The 16885-nt window shown below is 70.1% G+C and carries 20 protein-coding genes; 2 read left to right on the top strand and 18 right to left on the bottom strand.

The genetic code is table 11. The annotated features are described in order from the left end of the window. Positions 1 to 124: 124 nt before the first annotated feature. The 4 genes from ACTWPP_RS29105 to ACTWPP_RS29090 are packed head-to-tail and all read right to left on the bottom strand — an operon-like array spanning position 125 to position 3708. Complete coding sequence (locus ACTWPP_RS29105) at positions 125 to 355, bottom strand: hypothetical protein (protein WP_443107552.1); 231 nt, start codon at positions 353 to 355, stop codon at positions 125 to 127. After that, entirely contained in the window at positions 352 to 1233 is an 882-nt protein-coding gene (locus ACTWPP_RS29100) for a sugar phosphate isomerase/epimerase family protein (protein ID WP_443107551.1), read from the bottom strand. Before ACTWPP_RS29100 ends, ACTWPP_RS29105 begins: the two co-directional genes overlap by 4 nt. Positions 1234 to 1247: 14 nt before the next feature. After that, positions 1248 to 2489, bottom strand: coding sequence for a methionine adenosyltransferase (locus ACTWPP_RS29095; protein WP_443107550.1), 1242 nt, complete (start codon positions 2487 to 2489; stop codon positions 1248 to 1250). 19 nt (positions 2490 to 2508) lie between these two features. Next, entirely contained in the window at positions 2509 to 3708 is a 1200-nt protein-coding gene (locus ACTWPP_RS29090; protein ID WP_443107549.1) for an inositol-3-phosphate synthase, read from the bottom strand. 213 nt (positions 3709 to 3921) lie between these two features. Between ACTWPP_RS29090 and ACTWPP_RS29085 the strand changes: the two genes are divergently transcribed. Beyond that, positions 3922 to 5289, top strand: a complete 1368-nt coding sequence (locus ACTWPP_RS29085) for a hypothetical protein (RefSeq protein WP_443107548.1) — start codon at positions 3922 to 3924, stop codon at positions 5287 to 5289. A gap of 57 nt (positions 5290 to 5346) precedes the next feature. Here the strand turns inward: ACTWPP_RS29085 and ACTWPP_RS29080 are convergent, their stop codons facing one another. Then, positions 5347 to 6342 (bottom strand): hypothetical protein, encoded by a 996-nt coding sequence (locus ACTWPP_RS29080; protein WP_443107547.1) that lies wholly within the window; start codon positions 6340 to 6342, stop codon positions 5347 to 5349. A 190-nt stretch (positions 6343 to 6532) separates the two neighbouring features. Here ACTWPP_RS29080 and ACTWPP_RS29075 point away from each other — a divergent pair, with 190 nt between their 5' ends. Beyond that, entirely contained in the window at positions 6533 to 7009 is a 477-nt protein-coding gene (locus ACTWPP_RS29075) for an NUDIX hydrolase (protein ID WP_443107555.1), read from the top strand. A gap of 176 nt (positions 7010 to 7185) precedes the next feature. Here ACTWPP_RS29075 and ACTWPP_RS29070 read toward each other — a convergent pair whose 3' ends face one another. The 13 genes from ACTWPP_RS29070 to ACTWPP_RS29010 all read right to left on the bottom strand — a co-directional run bounded on the left by ACTWPP_RS29070 (position 7186) and on the right by ACTWPP_RS29010 (position 16784). Then, positions 7186 to 7410, bottom strand: coding sequence for a hypothetical protein (locus ACTWPP_RS29070; RefSeq protein WP_443107546.1), 225 nt, complete (start codon positions 7408 to 7410; stop codon positions 7186 to 7188). Positions 7411 to 7513: 103 nt separating this feature from the next. Further along, positions 7514 to 8788, bottom strand: a complete 1275-nt coding sequence (locus ACTWPP_RS29065) for a DNA cytosine methyltransferase (RefSeq protein WP_443107545.1) — start codon at positions 8786 to 8788, stop codon at positions 7514 to 7516. Next, positions 8788 to 9432 (bottom strand): hypothetical protein, encoded by a 645-nt coding sequence (locus tag ACTWPP_RS29060; RefSeq protein ID WP_443107544.1) that lies wholly within the window; start codon positions 9430 to 9432, stop codon positions 8788 to 8790. Before ACTWPP_RS29060 ends, ACTWPP_RS29065 begins: the two co-directional genes overlap by 1 nt. Before the next feature lie 372 nt (positions 9433 to 9804). Beyond that, a complete protein-coding gene (locus ACTWPP_RS29055) occupies positions 9805 to 10554 on the bottom strand; it encodes a hypothetical protein (protein WP_443107543.1) in 750 nt (249 codons plus the stop codon). 27 nt (positions 10555 to 10581) lie between these two features. Beyond that, the gene (locus ACTWPP_RS29050) at positions 10582 to 10911 is read right to left on the bottom strand and encodes a hypothetical protein (protein ID WP_443107542.1); all 330 of its coding nucleotides are present in this window, start codon (positions 10909 to 10911) and stop codon (positions 10582 to 10584) included. Positions 10912 to 11135: 224 nt separating this feature from the next. Further along, the gene (locus tag ACTWPP_RS29045; protein ID WP_443107541.1) at positions 11136 to 11612 is read right to left on the bottom strand and encodes a hypothetical protein; all 477 of its coding nucleotides are present in this window, start codon (positions 11610 to 11612) and stop codon (positions 11136 to 11138) included. Between the two features lie 508 nt (positions 11613 to 12120). Then, entirely contained in the window at positions 12121 to 12552 is a 432-nt protein-coding gene (locus tag ACTWPP_RS29040; RefSeq protein WP_443107540.1) for a hypothetical protein, read from the bottom strand. A 162-nt stretch (positions 12553 to 12714) separates the two neighbouring features. Next, positions 12715 to 13743, bottom strand: a complete 1029-nt coding sequence (locus ACTWPP_RS29035; RefSeq protein WP_443107539.1) for a Mom family adenine methylcarbamoylation protein — start codon at positions 13741 to 13743, stop codon at positions 12715 to 12717. Continuing rightward, a complete protein-coding gene (locus ACTWPP_RS29030; RefSeq protein ID WP_443107538.1) occupies positions 13740 to 14141 on the bottom strand; it encodes a hypothetical protein in 402 nt (133 codons plus the stop codon). Before ACTWPP_RS29030 ends, ACTWPP_RS29035 begins: the two co-directional genes overlap by 4 nt. 123 nt (positions 14142 to 14264) lie before the next feature. Further along, positions 14265 to 15296 (bottom strand): YgjP-like metallopeptidase domain-containing protein, encoded by a 1032-nt coding sequence (locus ACTWPP_RS29025; RefSeq protein WP_443107537.1) that lies wholly within the window; start codon positions 15294 to 15296, stop codon positions 14265 to 14267. Then, positions 15293 to 15832, bottom strand: a complete 540-nt coding sequence (locus ACTWPP_RS29020; protein ID WP_443107536.1) for a hypothetical protein — start codon at positions 15830 to 15832, stop codon at positions 15293 to 15295. The genes ACTWPP_RS29025 and ACTWPP_RS29020 overlap by 4 nt, the downstream gene beginning before the upstream one ends. After that, positions 15832 to 16227, bottom strand: coding sequence for a hypothetical protein (locus ACTWPP_RS29015; protein ID WP_443107535.1), 396 nt, complete (start codon positions 16225 to 16227; stop codon positions 15832 to 15834). Before ACTWPP_RS29015 ends, ACTWPP_RS29020 begins: the two co-directional genes overlap by 1 nt. A gap of 113 nt (positions 16228 to 16340) precedes the next feature. Further along, complete coding sequence (locus ACTWPP_RS29010) at positions 16341 to 16784, bottom strand: DUF6573 family protein (protein WP_443107534.1); 444 nt, start codon at positions 16782 to 16784, stop codon at positions 16341 to 16343. Positions 16785 to 16885: the final 101 nt, after the last annotated feature.

Genomic DNA, 16885 nt, shown 5'->3' with positions numbered 1-16885 from the left:
TCATTCCGCGAACGGGTACCGGACCCCACTTGAGGTCCACATCGAGTACCTGGAGCGACAGCAAGCGGCGTAGATCTACCCGCAGATCACCCATCAGGACGCTGTCCGGAAAACGCGCGGCCCCTCAGACCGCGGCCAGGAACTCCAGCCGGTCCGCGCGGGGGTCGCGGCGGGATCCGCGCAGCACCCACCGGCGCTGCCCCGCCTCGTCGATGATGGCGATGACCTGGTTGGCGGTCGCGCCGCCGCCCATCATCATGCCGCCCCGGGCCGGGACGGCGAACGCATCCCGGGCCAACGCGACGGCTGCCGCGACGACTGCGGCCAGGTGCGGGGCCGCCAGGTGAGGGGTCATCGTCGGCTCCCGAGCGCGAAGAAGCGGGCCAGTGGCTCGCCGGTCAGCGTCGCGGCAGCCCGGCGCAGATGCTCGGCAGCCGGTCCCGCGTCCAGCGTGTGGGGCTGCGGGCGGGGAACCTCCACCGTCACCGGACCGCTGTAGCCGCGGGCGGCGGCCGCGCGCAGGGCGCGGTCGAGCGGCAGGGTGCCCAGCCCGGGCAGGACCCGGCCGGCGGGCTCACCGGGCCGCGGAGCGGGGAGGTCGGCCAGATGCACCCAGCCGATCACGCCGTCCGGCAGCGCGGCCATGTAGCCGGCGGGGTCGAGTCCGGCCAGGGCGAGCGCCGCGACGTCCACCAGCAGCCCGACGTTGCCGGTGGCCGGCAGGAGCTGCGGGGCGTCCTGCAGTAGAGCGGGTGCGTGGAACTCGGCGTTCACCGACAGCCCGTGGTCGGCGGCCATCGCGGTGAGCTCGTCGACCCGCGTGGCGACCATGCCCGCATTCGTCACCGCACTCGAGGGCGGGGGGTCGGCCGCCGCGCGGCCGGCGAACACCGACAGCCGAGGGCAGCCCACCGCAGCGGCCAGCTGGCACGAACCCCGCCACGCCTGGACCGCGTCCACCCACTGGCCGGCGGGCACAGTGAGGTCGGCGGGGATCCCCGTGCCGCACGACAGCTGCCCGATCGTGACATGGTGGCGTTCCAGGAGGCGCACCAAACCGACGTGGCCGTGCCGCGTCCGCAGGCGCGCGACGGCGAAGGCGGGCACCTCCAGGACCTGGAAACCGGCCCGCCCGGCGGCCGGGATCAGATGCTCCAGCGGCAGCCGGTATCCGGCGGTCGCCTGGTCCAGGCCCGCCGCGAACACCGCGGCGCGGGCCGGTTCCCTGGTCACCTGGTTCTCCTGCCTCAGTGCAGCGGGTAGAAGCCGGCCAGGATGTCCTCCACCGTCGCGGGCAGGGCGGCGAGGGCCTTGTCGACCAGCGGCGCCACCGCCGCCCGGTCGGGGGCAGCGGTGGCGCCCGGACGGGGTTCGACGCGCACCGCGGCTGCCCACGGATCGGTCAGTTCCCGGCCGCTCTGGCCGATCAGAACCGCCTCGGCGCCGTGCCCGAGCTCGGCGTGGACGCCGCGGCAGATCAGGTCGGCGGCCACGCAGTAGACCTTGCCGGTGTGGTAGACGGGGTTCTTGCCGGAGATGCCCTCCATGGTGAACGGCCGCATCGCCGAGATCAGCCCGCCGTACCGGTTGCCGCGGCCGACCAGCCCCTCGTCGCCGGTTTCGATCGAGGAGCCGGTGTGGGTCAGGTACAGCTCCGGCCGCTGCTCGTCGTCGCGGGTGTTCAGCCACACCTGCACGGTCAGGGCCGGGTAGCGGTCGGCGGCGTGCCGTTCCAGAGCGGCGCGCGCCGCCTCCCGGTTGGTCAGGTAGGTGTCCAGGTCCGGGACGTGCGCGGCGATCTGCGGGACGGCGCAGGTCAGCTGGACGCGGCTGCCGGTGCGGTAGGCCATCACCTTGATGTCGCTGCCCAGCCACGCCGGCCGCTCCTGGCCGGCCAGCACGCTCTCGACGTCCAGGACCAGCTGCTCGGTCGGGGTTGGTGGGCTGAACGCGGCGCCGGAGGAGGTGTCGTTGCATGCCAGCTTGGTCAGTTCCGGCAGGTCGTCCAGCGAGTGCGGCGCGAACCAGCGGCTGCGCACGTTCGCGGTGTTTTTGCCGCCGACGCCGCCGGGGCTGTCGCCCTGGCTGACTTGGTACATCATCCGCAGGTCCTGCTCGACGTCGAGCATGGGGAACCGGTCGGCGAAGAACTGGCGGGTAGCGTCGCAGAGCAGTTCGCGGACCGGGATGGGTTCGCCGGCGAATGAACCGGACGCGCGGCCCGATAGCAGGACCCGGACCGGGGCGAGCATCTGCCCGGCCCCGAACCCGACCTGGACGCGGCCGCCGAGGATGCCGGTCTTGTCGAACTGGTGGTGCAGCACCGCCCCGAACCGGTCGCGGGTGTAGCTGGAGTAGACGCCCGAGAGGTGTTCGGCGAGCGCGTCGGCGAGGGTGTCGGGGTGACCGGTGCCCTTGCGCTCGACGATCTCGAACGGCTCGTCCGCCCGCCGGTGCGCGGCGGGCACGTAGGTGAAGTCGCTGATCATGGAAACGGGAACCTTCCGGTCAGGACGCGGGCGCGGGCGCCGTCGTGGGGGCGGGCGGCTGGGCGGTGGCGAGGTCGGTGGCGAAGTCGCATAGCCGGCGCCACTGCGCCGCCAGGTCGTGCGGCCCGCCGCCATGCGGGTCCTTGAAGAAGAACGCCAACTCCTCCAGCGCACCGGCACGGCCGCTCTGGTGGGCGCGGGCGGTGAGGCGGGCCAGGTCCAGCACCAGCGGCGCGGCCAGCGCGGAGTCGATCCCGGACCAGGTGAAGTCCAGCCGCATCCGGGTCCCCAGGAACCCGGTGAAGGTGACCAGGTCCCATGCGGTCTTGGCGTCCCCCAGGTCGGCGACGTTGTCGATGCGGACCTCGCCATCGGGCTGGTAGCCCAGTGTCGCCTGCAGCACCTCGGCCTTGCTGGCGGTCTTGGCTGTGTTGGCGCCGGGCTCGGCGAGGGTGGCTCCGTCCCCGCCGCCGAGCAGGTTCACGCTCGACCACGACCCCACCCGCAGATTGCGGCAGGCGAACATCGGCGCCAGCACGCTCTTGACCAGCGTCTCCCCCGTCTTACCGTCCCGCCCCGCGTACGGCACCTGCAGCCGGGCGGCGAGCTGGTCCAGGGCGGGCAGCCGCGCCCCCGTCGACGGGGTGAAGTCGACGTAGGCGCAGCCAGCGGTCATCGCCGCCCACGCGTACAGCGAGCTCGGCGGCAGCACCGCCTCGCCTGCCTCCAGCGCGCCAGCGACCGCGTCGGCATCCTGGTGGGCGGGGTGCGCGGCGGCGGCCGGCTCGGTCGAAGCGACGTGCACTACCACCACGCGGTCCAGCCCGTGCCGGTCGGCGAACGCGGCCAGGTCCGCACTGATCTGCTGGACGTCGCGTCCTGCATGGCCGGTGGCCGGCGCGGGCCGCAACTCGGCCTCCGCCGCGGCCAGGTCACCGGCCAGGGCCGCCGCCAGCCGCGCCGGGAGCACCCCATCGCGCGCCAGCGCCTCGGCCTTGTTCGGCCACGGCACCTCGGCGACGTCGTGGCCACCGAAGACCAGCCCGTCGACGTCGGGCAGCCCCGCATCGGCGAACGGCTCCAGCGCGGTCACCATCCCGCCGGTTCCGGCCAGGCCCGCGCGGATCGCCAGCACCCCCAGCACGGTGGTGGTCGCCACCGAACCCCGCGCGCCCACCAGCCACACGCCCGTACGGCCCGCACACTGCTGTGTCGGCATCTTCGTGCCCCTCCTCGGCTCATCGGCCCCCAGCGGGGCCGGGTCGACGACGCATTCAGGCAACCGCTGACCACGCTGGGAGGGAACAGATGCTCTGTTGCCTCGTGTTGCCTTCCTCGCCATCAGCCCGGACCGACGTCACCCCCCGGCTCTACGGTGTGCGCAGCACCCCCCCATCTCGCTGTGTCACCCCACCCCGAGGGGGCACCCGCCGTGACGCCACCGCTGTACACCCACCCGCTGACCTTCCTGCGCCACACGCTTGGCCCCAAGCCCCTGACAGCCGAGCAGTATCTGAAACGCGTGGCCGACCGTCACGTCGCCCTCGGCTACGGGGCCATGGCCACCAGACGCCAGAAGATGAGCCGCTGGGAGAACGGGACCGCCGTCCCCGAACCCACCGCCCAACTCGCCATCGCCGACCTGCACGACATCCCCGTCGACGCCGTCCACACCATCGGATGGCCCGACTGGCTGTTGCTCGCCCTCGATAACCGTTCGGTCATCCACTTACCGTGGACGCAGGCGGGCATGCTCCATGCCCTGGCCGACACCACACGCGGAGGGCCGATGGACCGTCGTGCATTCCTGATCGCCACCGGCGCGACCCTCACCGGCGCCGCCGACCACTGGGTCGCCTCCCTCGGACGTCTTGCCCCATCCGCAACGCATGGCCGGCTCACCGTCACCTCGACCATGGTCAACCACATCGACCACCGCCTTGATCATCTACGGCGCTTGGACGACACCTTGGGCGGCGGCACGCTGCGCCCTCTGGCCGCCGAGGAACTCAAACTCGCCACCCGCCTGCTCAACGACGCCAGCTACACCAGCCCCGTCGGCGCCCGCCTCCACTCCGCCGTCGCCGAGGCCGCACGCCTGTGCGGCTGGCTCTCCTTCGACTCCGGGCACCACGCCGCTGCGCAGCGCTACTACCTCACCGCCCTACGCGCCGCCGCCGTCGCCGACGACCACACCACAGGCGCCAACACCCTGGCCTTCATGGCCATCCAGACCTACTCCACCGGGAACCCCGCCGATGCCATCGACCTGGTCGAAGCCGCACAGAACGCCCTCGGCCACGGCGGCAGCACCCCACGTGTACTGGCCACACTCCACGCCCGCATCGCACGAGCCCACGCCAAAGCCGGCCACCGCGCGCAATCCGACCGCGCATTGAACGCCGCCTACGCCGCTCACGCCCACGGCCCGCATGACCAGGACCCGTCCTGGTGCTATTGGCTATCGACCGGGGAACTGGAGAACATGGCCGGCTCGTGCGCCCTCGACCTCGGCGACCCCGCTCGAGCTCTGCGGCACTTCGACGCCGCACGCACCGCCGCCTACGACAAGGACGGCTACCACCGCGACCACGCCCTCTACCTGGCAAGGACCGCCGAAGCCCACCTCGCCCAAGGCGACGTCGAAGGCGCCTGCGCCAGCGCGAGCAAAGCCGTCACCCTCCTCGGAGGCGTCGCATCCGCCCGCAGCTCCTCCACACTCAGCGGTTTCACCGGAAAGCTCACCGCCTACCGAAAGACACCGGCCGCCCGCGACTTTCTCGCCTCAATCACCATCTGAAGCGTTCCCCACGTCGAACTACCGCTCGCAGGTGAGGGCAGGCGGGCCGGTGGGGGCCTACGGGATCGCGAAAGCATCTTTCAGATATTGGTCGGGTGTGTTCGCGAAGTTCTTGACCTGGCTCAGGGCGGGATCCAGGAGCACGGCCGACCCGTCCAGGGTGACCAGAACATCGCCGCTGGGCAATACGAGCGCGAGGGTGCGCGGGTCAGTGACCATGGCGCTTAGCAGTGCTTGGAAAGGCTGTTCAGGGTCCTCATCGATGCCTTGTCGGTGTCCGAACTCGTCGACGACGGACCGCTCATACCAGAGGGAGCCCAGCTCAAGGCGTTCACCGAATGCCGCAACCAGCGGCAGCATGGATGCCTTGATGGGCTGGAGCGCCTCCTGTCTCAAGCGGTCTTGGCGGTGGTATTTACCCCTACGTTCAATAACTTTGACATTACGTCCTGGTGACTGAGCGAATTTCACAAGCCAGTCGCGCTCCTGCTCGTCGTGGCGCGGGTCGATTCCATCGACGCGCAGCTGCAGACTGCCGAGCGCAAGCCGATGCGCCGCCACCATGTGACGCGCCTGAGCGACGACCTCCCCCTGCGTGGTGTCGCGCTGGACGGTGACCCGCAACCGGCGGCAGTGGCGGCGGACTTCACGCGCCAACCCCAAGGCGTCACGATCCAGCGGCGTGAGGAAGGACGCCTGTCCGAGCCCTGATGCAGCGTTGACCAGGTCATACACCACCTGGTTATCGGTGATGAGAGTGACCGCGTCACGGTTGCGAAAGGGACGCAGCGCAGCCTCGGCCGCAAGGGCTTCCAGCACATAAGACAAGCCGCTCGCCACTCCCACCCGCCTAAAACGGAAAGAGAAGAAACTAGCGCGGCCCGTACCATCGATGATGGAGCAGGCCCCCTCAGGCCCGCTTCCAGATCCGGATCCGTCCACGGCGAGCAGGTGACCGTCGCCGATGTCGTACGCGGGCAGGGGGACCGTGAGCGCGTGGACTTCTTCGACGAGGTCGTACGCCGCCGATGCCAACTCCGAGGAGGGGGACACGCCCCCAAAATACCGCCGTTCTTCTTTTGTCAACTCGTGATGGACCTTTTGGAGGTGTGGGGCGTCCGTCCACGCGGCCGCCGGACGCACCGACCTGCTCGCGCTGGGGATCGTGGTGCTGGGGGGATGACGCCGCAGACCACGCAGGGGTTCGCGGCAAAGCCGGTGTGAGACGGGTAAGCACATGACCATGAACCGCCGCATCGACTACTTCAATGATCCGACGGCACCGCAGGCGAACAGCCTGGTCCCGGCGGTAAACGTCGCGGTCAGTGACGTCACCGGTGCGCAGCTGATGATTCTCCGCACCGACAACGGCAACTGGGCTCTCCCGGGGGGCGCGATCGAGGTGGGTGAATCCGTCATTCAGGCGGCCATCCGAGAAACCCGCGAAGAGACCGGCATCGACTGTGAGGTCACCGGTCTGGTGGGGCTCTACTCCGATCCCCGCCACGTCATCCACTACACCAGCAACGACGAGGTGCGGCAGGAGTTCTCCATCGTCTTGTCGGCCCGGCCGGTGGGGGGTCACCCGACGCCTGGCGAAGAGTCCAGCCAGGTGCGGTGGATTCCCCGCGACGATGTACCAGCGCTCAGGATGGACCGGTCGATGCGGTTGCGGATCGAGCACGTGCTGAATCGCACCGGCGGCCCCGTCATCACCTGACCCTGCCAGGTCGAGTTCTCGGCCGAGGTCGCGGCAGCAACCGCGGCCGCCATGTAGCCGGTTTCGGCGTCCGCGAACGCGTTGGCCTTTGCTCTTTCGGTATTCCGGCCGCATCCCAAGAGCGGAGGCCCCGCGCCGGGCGTCGGCGAGGGGCCTCCTCCTTCGTCGCGGCAGCGTCAACTCTCGGCGGTAATGTCGTTCATCCCGCCCGCGACCAGGCAGTTCCTCAGGGTCTCGGCCCACAGGTCCGCGGCCTGCGGCGTGGTGAACGACTGCTCCAGGTTGAGGGGGGTGGTGTCGGATGTGCCAGTCACGGTGGTGACCGCGCCGCTGTCGCCGTCCTCGCGGGTGTCGATCGTCAGGACGCTGCCGGTGAGGGGGCTGGTGAGCTTGGCGAACATGATGCTCCTTCTAGCTTCGGTGGGCCGCTTACCCACAGATAGAGTGTATACCGGTCTAGCGACTTTGGGAAGTGTTGTTCCATAACACCCCCTTGTGCGGCGCTTACGCGGCGGCCGACACGTCGGGGAAGCCGGACAGTTGCAGTTGCTCGCTGCGTAGCGGCGGGCAGTACAGCTCCCGCAGGTACGCGACAAGGGCGGGCTCCCAGTCCAGACCGAGGGCATACCCGAGAACCGCGGCGGCGACGGGCGGGCATACTACGTCGGCGACCCGCTTGAACTGCGCGGTTCGCGACAGCGGCTTGGGCAGGTCCCCTGCCCAGGGGTAGTCGCGGCGGAACCCCTGCAGCATCCCGGCCTCGGCGGCGGTGAGTTGGAGCCCGTCGGCGTCACGTTCCCATGACCGGGATGACCCGGTGAGGCACAGCGACGGCCCATCGGCGGAGAACAGGTTCCCGCCCGAGCGGGGGTCGCGGTTCCCGCGGGTTCGGACCATGTGGCCGACCGGCCACCCTAACGCCTGCGCCATCGTCGGCGCGGCGAAAGCGCGGGCTGGCATGTCGGGCCGCGCCGCCAAGGTGGTGGCCAGCGGCCGGTACCGCGACGCGAGCAGGAACGTCCGCTCGCGGCGCGCGACGACACCGGCGCCGCCAGCGTGGACGGTGAAGACGTCGGCGTCCTCCCACCCCTGGGCGAGGAACTCGGCAGCGAGGTCTTCCCACAGGTACGCCACGCCAGGGACCTGCTCGGCGACCACCAGGTCGACGTTCGGCAGATGCAGGCCCCACCGGGCCGTCTCGGCGACGAGCGCGGTGCGGGGGTCGGTGACCCGGCCGGGCAGGGCGCGGTAGTCGCAGTCGCAGTTCACGCCTAGGCACGTGACCGCGTCCAGGGCCTTCTGGTAGTCCTCGCCGAGTCCGGTCAGCTTCCCGCTCCGGCTGAACGTCGGACACGGCGAGGACACGACGAGCTTGCGGACGTGCCGGTACTTGGGATGGCGGGGGTCCTGAGTGTGGACGTCGGCGCGGTGGCGGGCGTGGCCAGCGGCGCGGGCGACCGCGCATGCGCCGGGGTCCAGCTCAACGCCCAGGACTTGGTCGGCGACGCCGAGGATGCGGGCGCCCTCGTCCCAGCCGCCCGGCCCGGCGAACAGGTCGAGGATGTCTCGGCGGCGGCCCCGCGGCCGGCGGCGGCCTCGCTCGTGGCGGATGCGGGTAGCCGCTTCGACGGCGTCGGCGATGAGGTCCATCTCGTGGTCGGCTTCCCCGAAGGTGCAGCCGCAGCCGGGTGCGGTGCCGAGCGCACCGCACCCGAAGAACTCCTCATGTGCCGTGACCGGGTGTCCGCAGCCCGCCGGACACAGGTCGTCCGCACGCATCAGTGGGTGACCTCGTAGGGCATCGTGACCTGGCCGCCGCACGCCGAGCATTCAAACCGGGCGGTGCGGTAGTTCTTGCCCTGCTGGTGGACGGCCACCACGTCGGCGCCGCCCGCGTAGACGGGGTTGCGGCGTAGGTCGTAGTCGATCTCCACAATGCTGTCGGTGCGGGTGCAGTGCGGGCAGATCAGGACCTCACCGATGATCGAGGCGTCCTTGGGGGCTGCGCCTTCGGCCGCGCCGGTGACGGTGTAGGTGCTGAGAGTCTGCACCAGCTCGTTCCGGCGGGTGAGGATCTGTTCCAGGGTGAACCGGGCGGCGGCAGGGCCCTTTGGGACGTCGGCACGGAAAGCGGTGATCTTGATCGGGTTGGTCGCGAGGGTCAGGGCACCGGTGATGGATACGGTGAGGATCAGGTCCTCGCTGTCGTTGTCGCCGGTGTCCCACAGCTCGATGGCGTCCAAACCCGCCATTGCCGCAGCCGGAGGTGTGGAAGGCGTGTCGTTGAGGGTTTCGCGCGCGTCCAGCAGGATCCACAGGACGTTGTCGAACTCGGCGGCGGTGTAGTCGGTGTAGTCGGCGAGTTCGGCGATGTGCCCCCACTGCTCGTCGGTGAGAATGAGGTCGGTGGCTGGTGCGTTCATGGCGTCCCTTCGTGAGCGTGGGCCGCTCACCCACACCTAAAGTGTACACCGGTATACTGAGATTTTGAAGTAGATCAGACCGGTTTCAGCAGGTCACCGCTACTTCGGTTTGCCACCGGCCCTGGGCTGCCACGCCTCCGGCGACCACACGCTGTGACCGTCCTCGCCCTCCCGCCAATAGGAGTAGGCCCCAGACGGTTACGAGACTTCACCAGTTCTGCACCCCGGGGGCCGTCAGGCAGACCGGCCACGCGAAGGGCGTGGCCCAGCCGAGGCCGAGCTCCCCGGGACTCCCGCCATCTGGTCCGTCGCCGGGACTGCGGACATGCTGAAGCGTGGGCGCCGTTGCTGTCGGCTGATCAGGCTAAGGTCTCAGTTCGGCTGAGGTGATGCTGGCCGGTGCACCTCCGCTACGATCGCGTCGGTCCTCAGCAGTTGCGCAAGTTGCTCTGCCGTCGCATAGATCATCGCAACGGTACGGTCCTGAAGGGTCAGTGTGCCCGCAGACATCCGCATGCCCAGGGCCTGTGTCGCGGCCTCGACCTCCAGCGCGGGGTTTCCGTGTGGGCCAGCCGTTGCGAACCAGACCTCCCACCACCGCTTCCCCGGGTGGCCTGGGAACGGCGTGAGTTCCTGCCAGAAGTCCCGGAGGGACGCAGCGCGGATCCGCTTGATGTTGGCGACCAGGGCCTCGTGCCGAAGGTGATCCCCTCCAGCGTCATCGCGGGCGAACTGAGTGAACGTGTCCAGGAGGGTGGTTTCAGCGCCGTAAGGCATCCACACCACGGCCAGCTCCAGCGATTCGTGCATCCCAGGATCCCGGGCCGAGAGTAGCTTTGCGCCGTTGGCGTCCAAGTGCTCCAGTGCCAGGGGGGCGCTGGGCTCGTCCGTCCAGCCTTCGACGCACACGGTGAAGCCCCTGGGAATTGGTCCTTGCGTCGGCAGCGCCGTTTCCCGTGCACGGTCGCGAGCCTCCATCAGGTTCTGCGTAAGCAGGCGGGCATGGCTCATGCGGTCATGGATGCGGTGCGTGCGGGTGCGGCCATCTCTGGCTTGGGCATCGCTGTGGCGATAGGGCACGTCCTGGGCACTTCCGGAAATGATGAGGTGAGGTCGAGCCATGGAGGTCCTCCGAAGTAGTGCACACTGTCATTTCCCTGCACGGGTGCCGGCGACGTGGTCCGGTACCGCCTTGAGGTCCTCGATGAACGCCTTCGCCGTAGCGATGGCGGTATCGAGGTCGGTGAGGAACCCGGCGCGGCCGTCGGTGTGCCGGAACTCGTACTCGCACACCCAGCGCCGCTCGGCGAAGTTCCAGTACTCGCCACCTGCGTTGATGAACCAGTCGTCGTCACGCCCGGGCTCGACGCGCCGCTTCTCCACCTCCATGCACAGCGCCGGGTCATACCTGCGGCCGCCGGGCGGAACGGTGTTGCCCTGGACGGTGTAGCGGCTGGCGGTCACGTTCACTGCGATCATCTCCTTCGAGGGTCCCGGCCGCGTACCGGGGCAAACAAAGTGTACATCGGTCAAGTGACACTCTTTCGGGTGGGGTGAGTCCCCGACTGAATGGCCTGGGTTCCGCAGTGCCTTGGATACGATCAGGTGCACACCGATTTCGGCGCCGCACCCCCGAAGAACAGCTCGGGGTTATCCACCTGATGCTCGCATCCCGCTGGGCACAGGTCATCTGCCGTTGAGCATCAGTAGGCGACCTCGAAGGGGATCGTGATCTCGCCTCCGCACGCTGCACATTCGAAGCGAACAGTCGCGTAGTTGGAGGATTCCTGGTGGACGCTCACTGCGTCGGCGTCGATGGCGGCGCCGGGGTTGCGGCGGGTGTCGGAGTCGATCTCGACGATGCCGTCGGACGCGGTGCAGTGCGGGCAGATGAGGGATCCGCCGTGGATCGCGGCGTCCTTGGGGGCCGGGCCGTCGCTCTTGCCGGTGGCCGCGTAACCGGCAAGAGCTTGCACCAGATCGTTGCGGAGCGAGAGGATCTTCTCCAGGGCGAACCGCGCGGCGCCGGGCCCCTCGGGGACGTCGGCACGGAACGCGGAGATCTCGATGGGGCTGGTGGCCACCCTCAGGTCATCAGAGATCTGCACAGTGAGGACCAGGTCGTCGTGACCGTCAGCGTCGCTAGTGTCCCACAGTGCGATCTCCCCCACTTGTGGCATCGCCAACTCCCCCATGCGGAGCGCACCCGCTGTATCGGCTAGCAGCCACGCAAGAGCCGTGGCACCCGTGGGAACGAACTCTTCAACCCGGTCGGGCTGCGTCCGCACAATGTGATTCCACTGCTCGTCTGTGAGAGTAAGGTCGGCGGCTGGTGCGTCCATGGCGCCCCTCCAATAACCGTGGATCGCTGAACCCACCCGATAAAGTGTATACCGGTTTAGTGAATTTGTAAAATCGCTAAACGGAATATCGGCAGGTCATCGGCACTGCATGGGGCGACTTGTGGTGAACCGGTTTGGCCATCGTACGGCGTTAAGACCTCCTGGCGGAGCCCACGCCCTTGGCCGTGGGGCCCGCGCGGCAGCTGGAGGCACCACACCGGTACCACCCTGGAGGTCGAGGCGCACCGGCGGAGTCTCTACCGGCCGCAAGTGCTGCGCCGCGACGAGCGCCTGAACGGCCAGGAGGCGGTGCGGTGCGCCGGGCTCAGCACGCGATCAGGACACGCTACGCGTGCGCACCGAGCCCAATGAGCATCGTCTGCACGACGTCGACACCGTAGGCGTCGACGAGGAACTCCAGCTGCGCCTGTGGCCCATCGTTGTTGACGCGGGAGGCGCGCTCGCTGGCGGCGTCATGGACGAAGTCGTCCAGAGCCTGGGCGGTGACCCCGGCCGCCTCGGCTCGTTCGGCCAGGCTCGCCGCGGTCGCCGGGCCCGGGCCAGCGGGGTACTCGCTGGCGGGCTCGAACGGGACGTGATCGAACGGATCTCCGTGCGTGATGTCCAGGATCACCGCGTGGGGATGGCGGCTGTCGATGCCCGCGTCGAGGGCGCGGCACGCTGTCTCGACCGCGCGTTCCTCGTCGTCTTTCGGGTCGCTGCTGGTTTGGTCGTAGACGACGCTGACGGAGACGTAGAAGGTGATACCGGCGATCATGATGTTGTCCCGGGGTTGATAGGTGGTCGGACGTTCTTGGGGTTGGGGCCGGGTGTGGCGGCACCGGCCGGTGGGGGCGCCAAGTGCGGGCCACCCAGACGGTGACGGCGGCGTTGAGTAGGGCGACCATCACGGGCACGACGACCTGGGCGAGTAGTGCTGTCATGGGTTCAGCACACACGTCCAGGCTCTGCTACGGGTCCGCTTTAGGTCCGGTGAGGGCGCCTTCTCGGTCCGTTGTGGATCCGCTCGGGCTGGCCTGCCCGGCAAGTACCGCGCCGGAGCAGGCGGTGGCCTGTTTCTTGGGGTAGGGCAAGGCAGGCAGCGCGCTGCGGGCACGGCGGCGACGTGGGCCGATGGCCAGGCAGTACCGGTGGTTGCCGCCGTGCCGCAACGTCCGGACGCGGGCTTGGCGCAATGCGCTGGGGAGCCACTGGGCGCCGGGCGTCCCGTCGGGGCGGGGCTCGGCCCCGTGCGCGACGAGTTGCCGCTCGACATACAGGTGGCCCTGCTCGCCGCGGCGGACCTTGGACAGTGCCCGCGCCGACAGCACCGACCCGTCAGGCAGCAGCGCCAGGGACCGTGCGGTACCACGCCCGCAGTAGGCGAAGTTCGCAGCCTGGTAGGCCCGCAGTAGGCGAAGTTCGCAGCCTGGTAGATCGTCCCCACATGGCCGGGGAACACCGCCGATCCGTCCAGGGTGGTGCGGCCAAACGGGTCCGAGAACGCGACGATGCCGCGGACCCCGTCAGCGGCGGCCATCTCGGCGATGCGGCCGATGAACCAGGACTCGCCGTTGCCGGGAACATGGTCGGCGAGCACGAACCGCCCCAGTTCGACCGATTCGGTGTAGGGCTCCAGCTGCGGGAACGGGCCGGTCAGCACCTTGACGTTCATCGGGACCGACAGCACCGCGACGCCGACCACCACCTCCGGGGTCTGGCCGGACACCTCGTACAAGCCGTACTGCAGTCGCCCTGCGGGGTAGGTGCCCGAGTAGTGCCGGTCCAGCACGAACGACCGCGCCGTCGCCTCGTCCACCCGGACCGCCTCATAACTGGCGGCGTCGAACCCGCCGTCGCTGCGGTGCCGCCAGGAGTGGACGCGTCCAGGCTCGGACCGTTGGCACCACGGCGTGTCGGTCGGCAGCACCAGCTGCCCGCGGTCGAGCACCGCGGTGGGGCCTGTCATCTGGCCGTCCGGACCGGTTCGGCGGACAAGGTGTAGCCCTCGGCACCACGTTGGCCGGCCTGCTTGTCGGGATGGCCGTAAAACAGCCGGATGGCGTCCCGGTCGCTCGCGGGCGACTGCTCGCCGACGACCCTGTGGTCGGCGAAGTTGCTCCAGTTACCGCGGACGTAGGACGCCAGATATGCGATCGCGGCGTCCTCCGCATCGTCACCGGCCCAAACCGTCAGGTCCTCGTGCCCTGTATCCCAGAAGCGCAGCACCCACACAGGCTCGTCCGCGCCGAGGAGGATCGTCGCCGGGCGGCGGCTGGCGGGGTCGCCGGCCTGCTCTGCGGCCCGCGCTTCGGATGCGTCCTCCGAGGCGGTGAGCTGCGTCCGCGGCAGGTCATCGCTCAACATCTCGGCAGCCAGTTCGAAATAGGCGCGGCTGCGGACATCGATCTGCTGGGCCGAGACGGTCTGGTCACCGAGGGCGGGCCGTGGACGGCAGCGGTGAACCCGCCACTGATCGCGCCGAGATGGTCACTCAGGCGGTTCATCGTGGTCTCCTGTCCGTGGGGTGGAAGTACGGGCGCGGCAGCGTATGGCGCCGTCCCACACGTGCCGGCCGGTGTCGGCGAGACGGCGGGCCGCGTCGGCGGCGCCGGGCAGCAGCACGTCCAGTGAGATCCGGCGGTCCGGGTCCTGGGCGTGCCACAAGGCGCGGGCGATGGCGTAGTCGATGACGGCCAGGTCGAGTTGCATCAGCGGCCAGTGGACGCGGATGGTGTGGGTGCGGGGGTAGTAGGTCGCCCACCGCCGCGATAGCGGCAACGTCGTCACCTCCCACTGCGGCAGCAGGTCGTAGCCGGCGCGGGCCAGCAGCGGGGCGCCGCGCCCCGCGCACAGGTCTCGCCCCTCGGCTTGGTAGAGGGCGATGACGGCGTCGGCTCGTCCCCGGTCGTCCAGGTCGCTGCGGACGCGGACCCAGCGTCCGAAACCGTCGCGGGTCCGTTCGGCGGGCGGCGCGTCGGGGGTGTCGACGACGGCGAGGCGGGTGGGGCGGCCTAGCCAGGGGAAGCCCTCCCCGCTGACCATCTCCTTCACGGTCTGCCCGGCCGGGGGCGGCGGCCCGCCGTGGCCGGTCCGGTAGACGTGCCGGCGGATCCACGCGGCGTGCGCGGTGACGAGGTCGGCGACGTCGGCGGCGGGCATCGCCGCGGGCGCGGTGATGTGCAGGCGGGCGTGCTCGTCAACGGTCAGGCCGACGTTCCCGGACCGGCGGCGGGTGGAGGTCGCGGCGACCCATTCGATCCCGGCCGGGACGGCCGCGGCGAGCGCGTCGGCGAGGTCGGCGGGGAGATCAGGGGCGCCGTACGGCACGATCCGGTAGTTGTCCAGGATCCGCCAGCCGCTGTCCAGGTCGGTCTGGGTCAGGAAGACACGGCGGCCACCGTCGGCCGGGACCGCCCACCACCCGCAACCGGCGTTGCGGCGCGCCGGTCCGGTGGCGGTGAAGTCGCGGCGGTCGGGGGACCGCAGTCGGCTCCCCTCACGGACCCGGTCGATGTTCACCGCGCCACCGCCTCGGGCGGCGCGGCGAACTGCTGGTGGGTGGCCAGCGCGCGGCGCTCCCACATACGGGCCCGGCCTTCCTCGCCCCACAGCAGTCGCGTGGACACCGACAGCAGCAGATCGCAGCGGATCTGCGCGCCGGCGCGGCACGCGGTGTGGTGGCCGCGAGCCCGCCCGGTGGAGTGGTCGGTGTGGTCGGCCCCGGGCTGCCGGCAGCTCCAGCACGTCCCAGCCGCGACCATGGGCTCGCCGGCGGAGCTGATCCACGAGGTGGGGACACCGTCCCGGCGCAGCAGCGCCGTCTTGGCGGCGGCGAGCCGCGCCCGCCAGCCGGGTAGGCCGCTTTCGTCGGTGAGGTTGGGGAGTTCGGCGGCGACCGCCGAGACGGCGGCGTGCAGCGCGGCGCGTTCGTCGCGGTCGCGGCACGCGGCCTGGTACGCCTCCAGCGGCGTCAGGCCGGGGAAGTAGGCCGCCCACACCTCGGCGGTGTCCGGCGAGATCACGGCCGGGAAGGTGTACGAGGTCGGCAAGGACATCACATGTCCTCGATGTCGAGGGACTCGCCGTCGGAGCCGACGGGGCGGGAGTCGCGACATCCGGCCGGGCAGCGGGTGTCACCGTGGTCGGTGGGGATCTGCTCGGTGGACCATGGGCACCAATCGCCGAGGTCGTTGGAGTGGTTGTTCCACCGGTCGGGGTCGCGGCCCCAGGTGATGCGGTGCCCGTGGATCTGGATGAACCCTTCGTCCAGGTCGCGGCTGGTCGCGCCCATCGCGGCCAGCGCCGCGTCCTGGTCGGACTCGTCGTCGTAGCGGCTGATGTGGACGTCCTGGTCGGGGTGGCCGGGGACGATGTCGCCGCAGCGGATCCAGTACGGGCCGTCGCCCGCCTGCGCGGCTGGGACGGGCTGGTTCGGGGAGGCGGTGGTCACGTGGAACTGTCCTTTCGAAGGGTGGCGGGCCACTTACCCGCCTGGTTAGAGCGTTGACCGGCTCAGGCGTCGTCGCCCGGCCGCCCCGGTGCGCGGGGCGGCCGGGCCGGGCGTCAGTCCTCCCCAGGCTCCATGATCGTCACGCAGGCGCTGCCGTCGAAGTCCGCGCCGAGCGCGATGAACAGATACACCAAGGTCGGCTCGACGCCGTCGGGGCCGGGCTCGGCGTCCCGCGCGATCCGGTACAGCTTGAAGGGGATCGGGGTCGAGTCGGTGGGGCGGGCGCGGCGCGCGGCCAGCCACCCCATCCACAGCACGTCCCACAGGCGGCCGTTCTGGTCCTGGTAGGCGCCGGTGCGCTCGGCGTCGGCGTCGTCCCAGCGGACGCAGTTCTGCCATGCCGCGCTGGTCAACGCGACCGGAGCGCGGCTCCCGGCCTGGCGGGACATGTCGGCGGGGACCTCGACGAGCGTGCCGTCGGCGATCGCCTGCGCGCGCGTGTAAACGTCGATGGTGGTGCCGAATAGGTCGGTCATGGCGTCCCTGGAACCGGTCATGATGCTCCTTGAGAATCGGAGGCGGGCCGCTTACCCGCACATATACAGTGTACACCAGTCAAGCGACCCTTTGGGGTTGCGACCACGGCGAACACGAAGCC

This window comes from Actinomadura sp. 3N407, assembly GCF_052245875.1.
In the GTDB taxonomy this organism is placed as follows: domain Bacteria; phylum Actinomycetota; class Actinomycetes; order Streptosporangiales; family Streptosporangiaceae; genus Spirillospora.
This window is presented reverse-complemented; position numbering and strand designations above follow the sequence as displayed.

Bases quoted from the DNA above. Each gene is read 5' to 3' on its own strand.
- ACTWPP_RS29105 (WP_443107552.1), bottom strand. From the start codon at position 355: ATGACCCCTCACCTGGCGGCCCCGCACCTGGCCGCAGTCGTCGCGGCA.
- ACTWPP_RS29095 (WP_443107550.1), bottom strand. From the start codon at position 2,489: ATGATCAGCGACTTCACCTACGTGCCCGCCGCGCACCGGCGGGCGGAC.
- ACTWPP_RS29090 (WP_443107549.1), bottom strand. From the start codon at position 3,708: ATGCCGACACAGCAGTGTGCGGGCCGTACGGGCGTGTGGCTGGTGGGC.
- ACTWPP_RS29075 (WP_443107555.1), top strand. From the start codon at position 6,533: ATGAACCGCCGCATCGACTACTTCAATGATCCGACGGCACCGCAGGCG.
- ACTWPP_RS29070 (WP_443107546.1), bottom strand. From the start codon at position 7,410: ATGTTCGCCAAGCTCACCAGCCCCCTCACCGGCAGCGTCCTGACGATC.
- ACTWPP_RS29065 (WP_443107545.1), bottom strand. From the start codon at position 8,788: ATGCGTGCGGACGACCTGTGTCCGGCGGGCTGCGGACACCCGGTCACG.
- ACTWPP_RS29060 (WP_443107544.1), bottom strand. From the start codon at position 9,432: ATGAACGCACCAGCCACCGACCTCATTCTCACCGACGAGCAGTGGGGG.
- ACTWPP_RS29055 (WP_443107543.1), bottom strand. From the start codon at position 10,554: ATGGCTCGACCTCACCTCATCATTTCCGGAAGTGCCCAGGACGTGCCC.
- ACTWPP_RS29050 (WP_443107542.1), bottom strand. From the start codon at position 10,911: ATGATCGCAGTGAACGTGACCGCCAGCCGCTACACCGTCCAGGGCAAC.
- ACTWPP_RS29045 (WP_443107541.1), bottom strand. From the start codon at position 11,612: ATGCCACAAGTGGGGGAGATCGCACTGTGGGACACTAGCGACGCTGAC.
- ACTWPP_RS29040 (WP_443107540.1), bottom strand. From the start codon at position 12,552: ATGATCGCCGGTATCACCTTCTACGTCTCCGTCAGCGTCGTCTACGAC.
- ACTWPP_RS29035 (WP_443107539.1), bottom strand. From the start codon at position 13,743: ATGACAGGCCCCACCGCGGTGCTCGACCGCGGGCAGCTGGTGCTGCCG.
- ACTWPP_RS29030 (WP_443107538.1), bottom strand. From the start codon at position 14,141: ATGTTGAGCGATGACCTGCCGCGGACGCAGCTCACCGCCTCGGAGGAC.
- ACTWPP_RS29020 (WP_443107536.1), bottom strand. From the start codon at position 15,832: ATGTCCTTGCCGACCTCGTACACCTTCCCGGCCGTGATCTCGCCGGAC.
- ACTWPP_RS29010 (WP_443107534.1), bottom strand. From the start codon at position 16,784: ATGACCGGTTCCAGGGACGCCATGACCGACCTATTCGGCACCACCATC.